The organism is Pseudoalteromonas sp. P1-30, from assembly GCF_001400005.1.
Lineage (GTDB): Bacteria > Pseudomonadota > Gammaproteobacteria > Enterobacterales > Alteromonadaceae > Pseudoalteromonas > Pseudoalteromonas atlantica.
Genome location: NZ_LKBC01000005.1, coordinates 175,933 through 189,599, shown reverse-complemented (window position 1 = coordinate 189,599; position 13,667 = coordinate 175,933). Strand labels below are relative to the sequence as shown.

Below are 13,667 nucleotides of genomic sequence, written 5' to 3'. Positions count from 1 at the left end.
GTACATTATGTATGCGCCCGCTTTTATTTAACCTAACTAGATGCCTCTATGACTTCTCAAACCTACTTTATTGCAGACTTACACCTAAGTGAAAACCGCCCAGATATTAGCGAGGCCTTTTATCGCTTTATAAATACGCACATTATTGGTAAGCCCGTAGATGCATTGTATATTTTAGGTGATTTTTTTGAAGTATGGGTTGGGGATGACTACGTAACAGAATTGGCTAGTGAGGTAGCAAAGCATTTAAAAGCCGTTAAAGATGGCGGTACACCAGTGTACTTTATACACGGTAATCGCGATTTTATTATGCGTGAGCAATACGCTAAACGCGCAGGTATGGTATTGCTAAACGAGCAAACGGTTATAGATTTATATGGCACTCCCACTGTTATTTTGCACGGTGATGAAATGTGTACCCAAGATATTGAGTATCAAAAGTTTCGTAAAAAAAGTCGCGGTTGGTGGTGGCCTAAATTAATGTTAGCAATGCCACTATGGTACAGAAAAAAAATTGCTCGCAATGCCAGAGAAAAAAGCAAATTAAGCCAAGCCGACAAACCCATAGAAATTTTAGACGTAGTAGATGACGCAGTACTAGCGATGTTTGCCAAGTATAATGTAAGCAACATGATACACGGCCACACCCACCGCCCTAACGTACACACTTACTCTGTAGGTAAGCAAACACTAACACGCACTGTGCTTGGTGATTGGTATACTCAAGGCTCATATTTAGTGGTTACTCCGCAAGGTCAAAAACTCATTAATACGCCCTTCGCATAATCTCAAATCCTGACTATTATTTAAGTACTTTTTGGTAATAGGATAAGGATATATGTATAAAGCTATTTATTGTTTGGTGCTTTGTTGCATTTTTTCCAAAGGATATGCCTCAGAAAATTGGCAGCTCGTCGCCGAAAACTCCCCACCCTATATTGGTGAGCGCTTAATTGATAACGGCTGGGTTACTGCCTTAACTAAAGCGGCCTTAGCTAATCAAAATATTAATAACGACATCGAGTTTACCAGCTGGAACAGGGCGCTGGAGCTTACCAAAATAAATAAAAAAGATGCAATTTTAGGCGCTTTTTATACAAAGTCGCGTACTGATCTTTTTTATTATTCTCGCCCACTTGCTAACGTATACGTTGGACTATTTAAGCTCAAAGACAGACAAATAAACTATGACGGCAGTATGGACTCTTTACAGCCATACAGTATTTGTAAAGGCGTTGGCTACGCAGTAAGTGAAGTTTTTTCTGAAAGTAATGGCCTGGCCGTAACCTCAACTCGCGGGTTAATTAACAGTTTATATATGCTTCAAAAAGGACGAATAGACTTAGTAGCAGGCACTAAAGAAGTGGGTGAATACTGGTTAAAAAACACCGAAAAACTTAATGAACCCGGCGCGCCACAAGTTGAATATATTTCGCCCGATTTAGAGCATCATCAACTGCATGTTATGTTTCCAAAGTCTGACCCTGATGCAAAACAAAAAAGAGACGCGCTTGAACAAGGCTTTTCTACTATTTTATACAATGGCACCGCAAAAGAGCTATTAGTAAAACATGGCTTTTCTCAAAGCACGGCGCTTGAGCTCATAGACTTTATAGAAAGAAGTAGCACACCTAACTAACCGGTGTGCTTGAAGAGCTAAATAACACAGCTTTAATTAGTAACTAGTGCAGGAGCGCCACTGTGAAATTTAAAGTCTTCATCAGGGCTAGTGATCAAATCAGCCTCAATTTTACCAAAAAAGTCGACTCGCTCAGTAATATCAAAATCAGCAATTTCTTGTGCCAGTGTTAAGTAATCTTGATAATGGCGCGCCTCAGAGCGAAGCAATGAAATATAAAAATCGCCTAAGCGTTTATCAACATGTGGAGCTAGTGCTGCAAAACGCTCACATGAGCGAGCCTCAATATAAGCACCTACAATTAGTTTATCGACTAATGCATTAGGCTCAAATGTTTTAACGTTACGTAGCATCCCTTTAGCGTAACGACACGGTGTAATACTGCGGTACTCTACCCCATACTCGTCCATTATTTCGAGCACTTGATAAAAGTGATGTAATTCTTCTTTTATTAGCATCACCATTTTATCTATTAAATCTTGCCCGTAAGGTGAGTTAGACTTTGGGATAATAGATTTTGTAAGTTTATTTTTAGCCGCTAAATCACGCCAATTACCTTCGCGTTTATAAATAAGTGTTTCAAAGGGCTTTAGCCATTCAAGTAATGCATCGCTGCTGTCTTTATCTACCGCGTACTTACGAATTAAAAACATTGCACTTTGCGCTGCTTTTAACTCACAAATTAAGTGATCGATTAAAATAATCGATAAATTTTCTTTTTTTACTGCCTCAACAACCCATTCATTTGGGGTTTCGCACAATAAAAAATTATTAATAGGGGCTAAAAGTTCGCTATGTGGCACAGGGCTGCTCGTTACTTCAAATAATAAAAAGCCATTTTAACACGAAAAATAACGAAGAATAAAACGAGCTAAAACAACCTCTTTAAAATGTTAATAAGCAGTTAACTTGACTTTGTATATGAACTAAACCATAAATATAGATACTGTATAAAAAACAAACTAACTAAAACTAAATTATAACCAACAGTAATACGTTCCTTTTATGGAGTACCGCTATGATACTGAACCACCTGTGGGGCATTTATGCTCATCCACTCGAAGAATGGCAAACAATAGATAACCGCCACGAAAGCCTGACTTATAGCCTGTCGCATATTTTACTTATTGCATTATTTCCATCGATTATGGGGTATTACTCATCGGTGTATTTAGGCTGGAGTATTGGTGCGGGCAACCCAGTATTTTTAACGCATGAAAGCGCACTGCTAATTGCCGTGGCTATGTATGGTGCGTTAATAGCCGGTGTGTTTGCACTGGCCTATTTAGCCCATTGGATGGCCGTTACATTTGGTGCTAAACCTACCTTTACACAAACGCTAGAGCTTGCCGCTTATACTGCCACACCCGTGTTTATGTCGGCCTTAGCCGCTTTTTTACCTGAGCTGTGGTTTGTTGTTTGCGTAGGCATGATTGCCCTAGCCTACTCGGTGTACTTGCTTTATACAGGCGTGCCAATACTAATGCATATTCCACAAGAGCGCGGCTTTATTTATGCCAGCTCTGTTGTTACCTGCGGGCTAATTTTATTGGTAATAATTTTAGCTGTAACCGCAATACTTTGGACTAACGGCATTGTGAGTCCAATGTTTACCTAATCAACCACGTTGTTTGATATGAAGTGTTCCCTTTCTTTCCTTCGCAAAAAAGGAGCTAATTAGCTCCTTTTTTTATGTCTGATTATGTTTAATCACACATTAATCAGCTTCGTTGGCATCTTGATTGTGTATTTCAAGGCCTGATGACATGGCGTTTTCGCGGTTACTTTTAGCCGAGTCGTTACGCAATTGATCAATATGGTTTAAGTAATCTTGATCGATATCACCGGTAATGTATTGCCCATCAAATACAGAGGTTTCAAACTTAGTAATTTCTGGGTTTTCTTGGCTTACAGCGGCAATTAAATCGTTTAGCGATTGAAAAATTAAGCCATCAGCACTGATGCTTTGGTTAATATCTTCAACTTCGCGGCCATGCGCAATAAGCTCTGCGGCAGATGGCATATCAATACCATACACATTAGGAAAACGAATTTCTGGTGCTGCTGAGGCAAAATACACATTTTTTGCTCCGGCTTCACGGGCCATTTCTACAATTTGTGCCGAGGTTGTACCGCGTACAATTGAATCATCCACCAGTAAAACGTTTTTACCTTTAAACTCACGGTCAATCGCATTTAGCTTTTGACGCACTGACTTTTTGCGCATTTCTTGGCCAGGCATGATAAATGTACGACCAATATAACGGTTTTTAACAAAGCCTTGGCGGTAAGGTAAATCAAGCATGCGGGCAATTTCTAACGCCACATCGCATGAGGTTTCAGGAATTGGGATAACAACATCAATGTCTTTATCGCTCCACTCACGCGCAATTTTTTCACCCAGTTTAGTACCCATATTTACACGCGTTGCGTAAACCGACATACGATCGATGGTTGAATCAGGGCGAGCAAAATAAACAAACTCAAAAATACACGGCGCATAAGAGGCTTTTTCAGCACAACTTTGTGAATGAAATTGGCCATCTTCAGTTACGTAAATCGCTTCACCTGGCGCAACGTCACGCACAAATTCAAAGCCGTCTGGCTTTAATGCTACGCTTTCTGAGGCAAACATGTACTCAGTGCCTTTAGGGGTTTCACGCTTACCAAATACCAAAGGACGGATACCATTAGGGTCACGAAATGCTAAAACACCGTGGCCAATAATCATCGCAATAGCGGCGTAGCCACCGGTTACTTTGTTGTTTACTTCGGTTACTGCAGTGAAGATGTCTTCAGCGTCTAAATGTAATTTGTCAGACTTACTTAGCTCATGTGCCATGATATTAAGTAGTATTTCTGAGTCAGACGTTGTATTAACGTGACGACGCGCTTCTGAGAACAGTTGCTGCTTTAGAGTTTCAGCATTGGTTAAATTACCATTGTGCGCAAGCGCAATACCAAATGGTGAATTAACGTAAAACGGCTGCGCTTCAGATGAACTTGACGAGCCAGCAGTAGGGTAACGTACGTGGCCAATACCAATTGTACCTTGTAGTCGTTTCATATGGCGGGTGTGAAACACATCCTTTACTAGGCCATTTGCTTTGCGCAAGCTAAACGTATTGTTTTCAATGGTAATGATGCCCGCGGCATCTTGACCTCGGTGCTGCAAAACAGTTAAGCCATCATAAATCGCCTGATTAACAGGAGATGTTCCGACTATCCCAACGATACCACACATGTAATTTATCCTCGCCGATTAACGGTTTACTGAATTTAAAAAGCTCGAGTTGTTTTCTAGGTACGAAAAGAACCATTCAACAACAAAGCCAAATTCTGGAATCAAAATAGAATTGCCCCACCAGTGCGTGTTTGGTGCACCAGTAAAAGCATCAAGAAAGAAGAGTAACGCGCTCACGACCAACACGCCTCGTAACGCACCAAAAACAATGCCGAAGACACGATCGGTGCCAGATAAACCAGTACGTTGTACAAGCTCACCTAAAATGTAGTTTAGTAAACCGCCTAACAGTAGCGTCGCAAAGAAGAGTATGGCAATGGCCGCCGCATTTCTTAAAAGGGGTTCAGAAATACTTGTTAGGAAGGAAGCTAAATATTGGTAAAACAAACTAGAGATGATAAATGCGCAAGCCCATACTGCTAATGACATAGCTTCTTTAACAAAGCCGCGTATTAAACCGATGATGGTAGACAGTGCAATGATGCCAAGAATGGCGTAATCAACCCAGATCATATTAACCAATTAGTCGCTATTTTGGGGCGCATTCTATACCCAAACCTCGTTAATATGCAAGTTAAAGCGGGAGATAACCAGCAACTAGCACGTACAAAAACTTATCACTTTAACGGCTATTTTTAGCCCTTAGAAACAAAAAAAGCCTTACTATAGTAAGGCCTTTTAAAATCAATTAGAGACGCTGTATTGAGTGACTTTGCCGTTTAACTTGGTAAGCGCTTTAAGCTCGGGTAACTTTTTGGTCAGCTCCCCCTTATCAAGCGAGGGCCCAACAAACACTTTAGTCAATGTGCCGTTTGGCGTTTTAATTGGTTTTGTAAACGTTTTAAAACCTTTCGCTTTAAGCTTAGCTTGTAAGGCCTTAACATTAGCCGCATGGGAAAAACTACCTAGCTGAATTACATAGGCCATATCAGTGAGGTTCTCTTCACTTTTACGTGGTGCAATAGGTTTTGCTTTTACCGGCTCTGGCGCTTTAGCTACAGGCTCTGGCGCAGTTTGAGGCTCTATGCTTGCTTCGACTATTTCAGGCTCAGCTGCGTATTGGCTTTGTTTGCTTGTCAGCACATCGTCATCGGCAGCTATGTCTTCAATTTGCTCTTGTTTTAAAGGCTCAGCCTGCGCTACTTTTTCATCTATAGACTCTTGAAGGTCAATAGTTTTAAACTCAGAGCGTTCAGGGATAGCTTTAAAGCCCTCTTTGTAGTGGACCTTTTCGCCATCGAGTATATTAGGAATAAACACAATTGCTGCGATCACCACAATACTGGTTCCGACTAAACGATTTATAAAACCTGAGTTCACCGACTTTCTCTCTATTTTTTAAAGTAGTTTATAGCATCTGCAACAGTAAAAAATGACCCAAACACAATTAAAAGCGTATCACTTTGCTGTGTAGGCATAATTACATTAAGTGCATCGTGCACACTATTATAGCGTTCATGCGTGCCTGTATGAGGTATAGTTTGCAACGCCGCGGCCATATTTTCAACGTTATCGCCACGCGGTATGTGCAAGCTAGTAAGAGACCAGTGATCAATTACATGGCTTACCTCTTTAAGTACACCCGCTTTATCTTTATCAGCAAGCATAGCGACTAATGCATGAATTTTAAAGCCTTTATCTTTATAGCTTGCAAGCTTTAGTGCTAAATAACGAGCAGATTCGGGGTTGTGAGCTACATCGGTAAACACTAAAGGTGCAGTGCTTAACTGCTCAAAGCGCCCCTCAACAACTAAGTTATCTAAACAATGCTTAATTACCTCATCACTTGGCAATAAATTTAGCACAGCTAGGGTTGTTAAGGCCGTTGCTGCATTTTGTGCAGGGATTGCTGGCTTATCTAAAAGCAAATTATAATTTTTATATTGCCATGTAAAATGCGCTTCGTGCTCTTTGAATATAAAATCAGTACCGGATATAACCATGTCTGCTTTAATCTCAGCACCGTAATCGGTCATTGTATGTGGTATGTTTAAATCACCAATAATAGCCGGCGTGTTTTGACGAAATATACCTGCTTTATCATAAGCAACTAACTCTCGTGTATCGCCTAGGTATTCTTTATGATCTAAATCTATGGTGGTGATCACGCTTGCATAAGGTGTAACAATATTGGTGGCATCAAAGCGCCCGCCCAAACCAACCTCAAGCAGCACATAATCAACTTCAAAGCGTTTAAAAATAGCCAGCGCACCTAGTGTGCCATATTCGAAATACGTAAGCGCCGTGCTAGCGCGACCTTGCTCTAGCGTGTTAAAGGCATCCACATGGTATTGATCATCAAGCTCTTGGCCATTTATGCGCACACGCTCGTTGTATCTAATTAAATGAGGAGAGGCATACGTACCTACGCTGTAACCTTGCGCAAGTAATAGCGATTCTAAACAGCGTGCAGTTGTGCCTTTGCCGTTTGTGCCGCCAATAAGAATAATTTTGCTGGAAGTGTTTAATAAGCCAATGTTATTTGCAACAGTAGCAACGCGTTCGAGTCCCATTTCAATATTTGCAGGGTGAACACTCTCTAAATAACAAAGCCAATCATCAAGGCTTGATGATTGGCTAGGAATTGTATTTGTCATAGCGTGTAATCAGTAAAGCTGAAATTTACGCTACTCTATGCTCTTGTTCGGTAGAAGGCAAGTTCATAAATTTAGCAAGTACGCGTGCTAATGTGTCGCGCATTTCACGACGGTCAATAATCATATCAATTGCACCGTGCTCTAATAAGAACTCACTGCGTTGAAAACCTTCTGGCAAGGTTTCACGTACTGTTTGCTCAATTACGCGCGGACCCGCAAAGCCAATTAAGGCTTTTGGCTCAGCTACGTTAATATCACCTAACATCGCTAATGATGCAGATACACCACCCATGGTTGGGTCGGTCATTACTGATATAAACGGCAGGCCTTTTTCGCTCATTTTAGCAAGCGCAGCGCTGGTTTTAGCCATTTGCATAAGCGACATAAGTGCTTCTTGCATACGTGCACCACCTGAGGCAGAAAAACACACTAATGGCATGTTATGCTCTAAACATTGGTCTACGGCATCAACAAAACGTGCGCCTACAACCGAAGCCATTGAACCACCCATAAATGAGAATTCAAAAGCAACCGCGGCAACAGGAATACCTTTTAAGCGGCCCTTCATTGCTACTAACGCGTCTTTTTCGCCACTTGATTTTTGGGCTGCGCTAATACGGTCTGAGTATTTTTTAGAGTCTTTAAACTTTAATACATCCTTAGGCTCGTGCTCAGTGCCAAGCTCCGTGCGGTCACCTTCATCTAAAAAGTGCTCTAAACGTTTACGGCCGCTCACACGCATGTGATGGTCGCATTTAGGACATACGTTTAATGATTTTTCTAGTTCAGCTTTATATAAAATTGAATCGCAAGCTGTACATTTAGCCCAAACGCCTTCTGGAATTTCTTTACGACCTGACGACTTAGTCGTTTTAGGTAAGATTTTTTCTAACCAACTCATTTGCAACTCTCTTAATGCTGTTCTGTGTCGCGAGTCTGCTAATAAGTAGCAGACAGATTTTTTCAATTAAAACATGAATTACACAAACACGGTATAAAAAACTGGTCTTAGTAGTTAGATAAACGCTTATAAATTCAACACTAACATTCCGAGTCAGGTAAAAATAATGGCCCTAGTGGGGTTTTAGGAATATTAAAGTGTTCTGGGTAATCTACATCTACTAAATAAAGACCCGCGGCTTTTGCTGTGGCACTGGCTTTAGCACGTTCTTTTAAATCTAATAGTTCTTTTAACCATACAGGTTGGTGCTTGTGAAGGCCTATATCCATTAAACAGCCGGTAATATTACGCACCATATGGTGTAAAAAAGCGTTCGCTTTAATATCAATAATAACGTAATCGCCCTGCCGTTGTACCGATAAATGATGAATAGTTCTGTTTGCTGTATTAGCTTGGCAATGCAGCGCTCTAAAAGAGGTAAAGTCGTGCTCGCCAATTAAGTACTGACACGCCTCTTGCATTTTTGTTTCATCAAGTGGGTGATGAAAATGCGTAACGCCTTCATTCATAACTGCGCCTCTATAAGCGTAATTATAAATAACATAACGATAACGACGCGCTGTTGCGCTAAAGCGTGCATGAAAGTCTTCACTAACAGGTTGTGCAAAACGAATCGCTATATCTTTAGGGAGTAACGTGTTCATTCCCATAGTAAATGCAACCATCTCCCGGGGAGCATGGGTTTCAAAGTGTACAACTTGACCAGTGCCATGTACACCTGCATCTGTGCGGCCCGCACACACTATTTCAACCGGATGATTACAAATGCTCGACAACGCTTTTTCTACTTCTTGTTGTACGCTATTTACATGAGACTGACGTTGCCACCCACTGTAACGTGCGCCGTTGTATTCAACTCCAAGTGCTACTCGCATAATTACTGCTTTACCTACTGTGCTAATGAACGGGGCATTTTATGCTATCTCGCGGTGCAATAAAAGTAACCTCGTCTATTTATAGTTATTCGCAAAATTAAGTAATTTATTTTACCCCAATAAAACACAGCGATAAGTTAGTGAGCTTTTAACGTCTTGGGTTTAATAAACATCTAAAACTAATTAAGTGCTTTTATAGGTTAGAGTTATTCGTACCTATAAAAAAACCGCATTAACAAAGCTAATGCGGTTTTTATAATCATGAATGCTCTAGTTAAGTTTAGCTTTTAAACTTTGCGCTTCTTCTTGTACATCTTCAGGGCCACTTTCAATAACATCTTCAATCACTTTAAGGGCTGAGTCAAAGTCGTCAATTTCAATGTATGCTCGTGCCAAATCAAGCTTGGCAGAATAACCACCGCTTTCTAAGTCAACATCTGTTGGGTTATCGCCTGCAAGTAACGAATCAAAGTCACTTAACCCTACGTCCATATTAACCTCGTCATAGGGTTCGTGCTCAAGTACTGAGTCATCGCTTTGTTCAAGTAGCGCGTCAATATCAACAAAGTCATCGGTTGTAGCCTGCGGTTCATTTTGCGAAGGCTCTTCTTGCACCGCTTTCGCTTCAACTTCAGTGTCTAAGTCTTCGTTTAATAGGCTATCAAAGTCGACATCAAATTCGCTGCTATCTTCTAAATTTAACTCATCCGGTTCACCTAACTCACTAAGCAACGCATCAAAATCGGTTTGCGTTAGGTCAGCCATAAACTCATCGTCTAGCTGCTCGTCGGGTATAACGTCTTCATTAGTTTGATCATCAGCAGCCTGTGTTAGCTCGGCTTCTAATTGCGAATTTGTTATTTCATCTTCAACGTCTTCTGAAAGTGCTTGCTCTAAAATTGCATCGTCAAAATCAGGCTGTTCCTGCGCACTATCCGTTGTTTTCGCCTCACCTAAAGGTTCCTCTTGCGGTAAAGGCGCATCAAGCTCATCGTCAATCAGCGGCTCGTCATCTAGGTCGGCTTCTAACGCATCAATACCAGTGTTACCAGCAAGTGCATTTGCTAAGTCTTGCTCAGCTTGGCTTGGCGCCATACCGCTTGCTTGTCCATCAAGTTCATCACCTTGTAACTCTTGCGGACTATATGATTGCTGATCATCTAAATCAATTTCGTCATCGTTATCAAGCTCTAACTCAGGGTACTCGTCAAGTTCTTCACTTGGAGTTACTTGCTCATCTAATAAAGCATTGAGCTCGTCATCTAGCTCATCAACGCTTTGCAATAAATCATCATCGAAAACCCCTTCGTCTTCATCCGTATTTTCAGATAAATCTAGCTGGCTTTCATCATCAGTTAATTCATCTAGTGATGACGTCACTTGAGCGTGGTTATCATCTGCACCTATATCATCGGTATGCTTCGGCTCAAGCTCTGGCTCTGAAAAATCGTTATCAATGAGTAACTCATCATCAAAGTCGTCTTCTAAGCTATCTAATTCACTGCCTGAAAGTGCGTTTGCTAAGTCTTGTTCAGCTTGGCTTGGCTGCATGCCTATTGCATCACCATCAAGCTCATCTCCCAATAACTCATCAGGAAGATATTGCTGTTGCTCTGTTACATCTAACGTCGCGGGCTTATCATCTGAAAAGTCTATATCATCACTAAGCGTATCATTTACAGCATCATTTTCAGGTTGGGTATCTAAAAGCGGACTCGCTGGTGTTTCTTGTGAATCAAGCGGATCGTCACCTAAATCAACCTCTACCTCTTCAATGTCATCATCAAGATCATCTAACGCCCAATCAGGGTTTTCAACATAGTCTTCGTCTGTAGCCTGCTGTAGCTCGTTGAGTAATTCATCAACACTCTTTAGGGTATCGTCAGTGTACTCTTCCTGTGCATCTTCTGGGTCGAGTAACGTTTCTGAACTATCCGTAAAGTCAGTGTTTTCAAGCAAGTCAGCATCAAGCTCAGGCTCCTCGAGAAGTTCTGGTTCATCTGCAAGTTCTGGCTCACCTTCAAGCTCTGGTTCTTCTTCGAGCTCAGGCTCTTCTACAAGCTCAGGCTCTTCTACAAGCTCGGGTTCTTCTTCAAGCTCAGGCTCCTCTTCAAGCACAGGCTCTTCTACAAGTTCAGGCTCCTCTTCGAAATCTGGCTCCTCTTCGAGGTCAAGCTCTTCTAAAAGCTCAGGCTCTTCTGCAAGCTCTGGTTCCTCGAGAAGCTCTGGCTCATCAATAAGTGAAGACGCTAATGTTTCAATATCATCTTCGTCAAAATCTTCCTGTGCATCAGCTAGATCTTCGACTGAATCAGCTAATGCGCTATCAATATCTCGCTCAGTATTATTATCTGTTGCTACTTGAGCGGCAGATGAATCTTCAGCTTCATCAATTAAGCTGTCTATGTCGTCTAAATCAAAGTCATCGCTTTCTTCAACTAGCGCATCAGCAGGAGCTTCTTCGGTTGTATCGCCGGCTTCATCAATTAGGCTGTCTATGTCGTCTAAATCAAAGTCATCGTTTTCTTCAACTAGCGCATCAGCAGGGGTTTCATCAGGTGTATCGCCCGCTTCATCAATTAAGCTGTCTATGTCGTCTAAATCAAAGTCATCGTCTTTAGGTGATTCTGTATCAGCTTGTTGATCTAATAATTCATCAATATCAAAGTCATCATCCTCTTCTTGGGCTAGCTCTTCGCTTAAGGCGGCCAACTCATCATTGCTTTCTAAGCTGCTATCTGCGGTAGGTTGCTCAACCTCAGGCAAGTCAATTTCAGGCAGGCTATCGTCCTCATCAAATAAATCGTCTAGGTCGTCACTGCTTAAAATATCGCCCGAATCTTTTGTATCATCTAAATCAAGGTCAATTTCATCATCTTGTTTTTCATCTACAGGTTCATCAAAGCCCTGCTGCATGAAAACGTCTAACTCGTCCCCTTCACTGCCTTCGTCATCAAAAACAATATCATCACTTAATAGGCTTTCTAATTCGTCTTGATCGAGCAAGTTTTCTGAATCAGAAAATTCATCGTCTAACGCATCATCGAGAGAATCATCAAATGCAATATCATCCTCTGGCAAAATATCGTTGCTATGATTGTCATCTAGTTGAATATCTAAATCATCAAGAGGGTCAGGAATGATTGGATCGTCTAACGCATCATTACTTTGCGGCTCGTCTTCGGTAAAGCTGGGCGTTTGTGGCAGAAAATCATTGTCATCTTGAGTTTCTTCGTCTTTATTGGCGCGCTTTCGTAAAAACATCACCACTGCAAAAATAATTAATAACGCAGGAATGGTCATTAATAAAATAAGCACAAGTGGGTTAGACATTAAAGCGCCTAGGTCAAAAGGTTCTTCTTTTGGTACTTCTTGCACTTTTTGCTGAGCTATTATTTCGTTTTGTTTTTCTATTAGCTCTTTTAGCTGTTTTTGAATTTCGCTGTCTTGACCTAGCTGTTCTTTTACATTGGCAAGCTCTTTTGAAATACCCGACAATTGTTTTTTGAGATTATTATTTTCAGCTAATATTTCTTCTACATTATTAACCGAGCTTTTAAATTGCTGCTGCAGCTCTACAAGCTTATTACCTTGCTGCGTTTTTATTTCATTTAATTCTTTTTGGATTTCTTTTTTAGCGTCGTCAACATCGGCTTTACGAGCTTGTGTTACTTTAGTTTGCGCGGCGTTAATTTCACTGGTGGTTAGTGTGCCATTTTTCTTTTTTTCCCACAGCGCGTCATCTTGCTCTGAGCGTTGTTTAGCAAGCTGTGGATTTACGCGTCTAATTTCCGCTAAAGTGGGTATTTTTAAATATGCACCACTTTGCATGTGGTTTAGGTTTTGTTCTAAAAAAGAATTAGGGTTTTTGTTATACAAGGCTTGCATAACTTGATAGATACTAACTGAGCTATCTGGGCGTACTTTGGCAGCAATACGCCATAGTGTATCGGTTGGCTTTATAGGCCCTATTGATCGCCCTTGCGCACCATAGTCAGCGCCTTTTGGCCCCTTTAATTGGGTGCTGTCTTGAGAGTAAATTGGAGTTACTACCAATGCAGACGCTAATATAATAAGTGAAGCTAAACCGCGCATGCTGATCCTTTAATGTGTAAATGTTAAATGCTTTGCTATTTATTTAGCTGCTCAACATTAATTATTCTTGCCGTAACCAGCCAAATAGCTGATCTACATTTGTTATTACAATCTATTTTTATTGCAAGCTCTATTCCAGTTACAAACTATAAACCAGTTGCGGCCTAATATCCATTGCAACGCTTTGAAAATAAATACCTTAAAACTTTATTCTTAATACTATTTATCGTGATAGATCAAGGCGTTTAGTTTAGTA

Annotated in this window: 11 protein-coding genes; 3 read left to right on the top strand and 8 right to left on the bottom strand. The window is 40.9% G+C overall.

Annotated features, from left to right (window positions below; translation table 11 throughout):
- The first annotated feature begins 48 nt into the window (after window positions 1-48).
- Together AN395_RS11205 and AN395_RS11200 are read left to right on the top strand one after the other, a co-directional pair.
- Window positions 49-786 (top strand): UDP-2,3-diacylglucosamine diphosphatase, encoded by a 738-nt coding sequence (locus AN395_RS11205; RefSeq protein WP_004586890.1) that lies wholly within the window; start codon window positions 49-51, stop codon window positions 784-786.
- Between the two features lie 52 nt (window positions 787-838).
- Window positions 839-1,639 (top strand): ABC transporter substrate-binding protein, encoded by an 801-nt coding sequence (locus AN395_RS11200; protein ID WP_004586889.1) that lies wholly within the window; start codon window positions 839-841, stop codon window positions 1,637-1,639.
- A 32-nt stretch (window positions 1,640-1,671) separates the two neighbouring features.
- Here the strand turns inward: AN395_RS11200 and miaE are convergent, their stop codons facing one another.
- Window positions 1,672-2,442 carry a tRNA isopentenyl-2-thiomethyl-A-37 hydroxylase MiaE gene (gene miaE / locus AN395_RS11195; RefSeq protein ID WP_054983055.1) on the bottom strand — a complete coding sequence of 257 codons (771 nt, stop codon included), beginning with the start codon at window positions 2,440-2,442 and terminating at the stop codon, window positions 1,672-1,674.
- Between the two features lie 215 nt (window positions 2,443-2,657).
- Here miaE and AN395_RS11190 point away from each other — a divergent pair, with 215 nt between their 5' ends.
- Complete coding sequence (locus AN395_RS11190) at window positions 2,658-3,257, top strand: Yip1 family protein (RefSeq protein ID WP_004586887.1); 600 nt, start codon at window positions 2,658-2,660, stop codon at window positions 3,255-3,257.
- Between the two features lie 99 nt (window positions 3,258-3,356).
- On the opposite strand, the gene purF is transcribed toward AN395_RS11190, so the two are convergent.
- The 7 genes from purF to AN395_RS11155 all read right to left on the bottom strand — a co-directional run bounded on the left by purF (window position 3,357) and on the right by AN395_RS11155 (window position 13,411).
- A complete protein-coding gene (gene purF, locus AN395_RS11185) occupies window positions 3,357-4,883 on the bottom strand; it encodes an amidophosphoribosyltransferase (protein WP_004586886.1) in 1,527 nt (508 codons plus the stop codon).
- A gap of 18 nt (window positions 4,884-4,901) precedes the next feature.
- Window positions 4,902-5,396, bottom strand: a complete 495-nt coding sequence (locus AN395_RS11180; protein ID WP_004586885.1) for a CvpA family protein — start codon at window positions 5,394-5,396, stop codon at window positions 4,902-4,904.
- Between the two features lie 171 nt (window positions 5,397-5,567).
- Window positions 5,568-6,203 (bottom strand): SPOR domain-containing protein, encoded by a 636-nt coding sequence (locus AN395_RS11175; protein ID WP_029772564.1) that lies wholly within the window; start codon window positions 6,201-6,203, stop codon window positions 5,568-5,570.
- 11 nt (window positions 6,204-6,214) lie between these two features.
- Window positions 6,215-7,480, bottom strand: a complete 1,266-nt coding sequence (folC, locus tag AN395_RS11170) for a bifunctional tetrahydrofolate synthase/dihydrofolate synthase (protein ID WP_054983054.1) — start codon at window positions 7,478-7,480, stop codon at window positions 6,215-6,217.
- 25 nt (window positions 7,481-7,505) lie between these two features.
- A complete protein-coding gene (gene accD / locus AN395_RS11165) occupies window positions 7,506-8,381 on the bottom strand; it encodes an acetyl-CoA carboxylase, carboxyltransferase subunit beta (protein ID WP_024032247.1) in 876 nt (291 codons plus the stop codon).
- Window positions 8,382-8,521: 140 nt separating this feature from the next.
- Window positions 8,522-9,316, bottom strand: a complete 795-nt coding sequence (gene truA, locus AN395_RS11160; protein WP_054983053.1) for a tRNA pseudouridine(38-40) synthase TruA — start codon at window positions 9,314-9,316, stop codon at window positions 8,522-8,524.
- Window positions 9,317-9,586: 270 nt separating this feature from the next.
- On the bottom strand, window positions 9,587-13,411 hold the full coding sequence (locus AN395_RS11155; protein WP_054983052.1) for a FimV/HubP family polar landmark protein: 3,825 nt from the start codon (window positions 13,409-13,411) through the stop codon (window positions 9,587-9,589).
- Window positions 13,412-13,667 lie beyond the last annotated feature (256 nt).

Coding starts and splice junctions, on each gene's coding strand:
- AN395_RS11205 (WP_004586890.1), top strand. CDS start 49: ATGACTTCTCAAACCTACTTTATTGCAGACTTACACCTAAGTGAAAAC.
- AN395_RS11200 (WP_004586889.1), top strand. CDS start 839: ATGTATAAAGCTATTTATTGTTTGGTGCTTTGTTGCATTTTTTCCAAA.
- AN395_RS11190 (WP_004586887.1), top strand. CDS start 2,658: ATGATACTGAACCACCTGTGGGGCATTTATGCTCATCCACTCGAAGAA.
- purF (WP_004586886.1), bottom strand. CDS start 4,883: ATGTGTGGTATCGTTGGGATAGTCGGAACATCTCCTGTTAATCAGGCG.
- AN395_RS11180 (WP_004586885.1), bottom strand. CDS start 5,396: ATGATCTGGGTTGATTACGCCATTCTTGGCATCATTGCACTGTCTACC.
- folC (WP_054983054.1), bottom strand. CDS start 7,480: ATGACAAATACAATTCCTAGCCAATCATCAAGCCTTGATGATTGGCTT.
- accD (WP_024032247.1), bottom strand. CDS start 8,381: ATGAGTTGGTTAGAAAAAATCTTACCTAAAACGACTAAGTCGTCAGGT.
- truA (WP_054983053.1), bottom strand. CDS start 9,316: ATGCGAGTAGCACTTGGAGTTGAATACAACGGCGCACGTTACAGTGGG.
- AN395_RS11155 (WP_054983052.1), bottom strand. CDS start 13,411: ATGCGCGGTTTAGCTTCACTTATTATATTAGCGTCTGCATTGGTAGTA.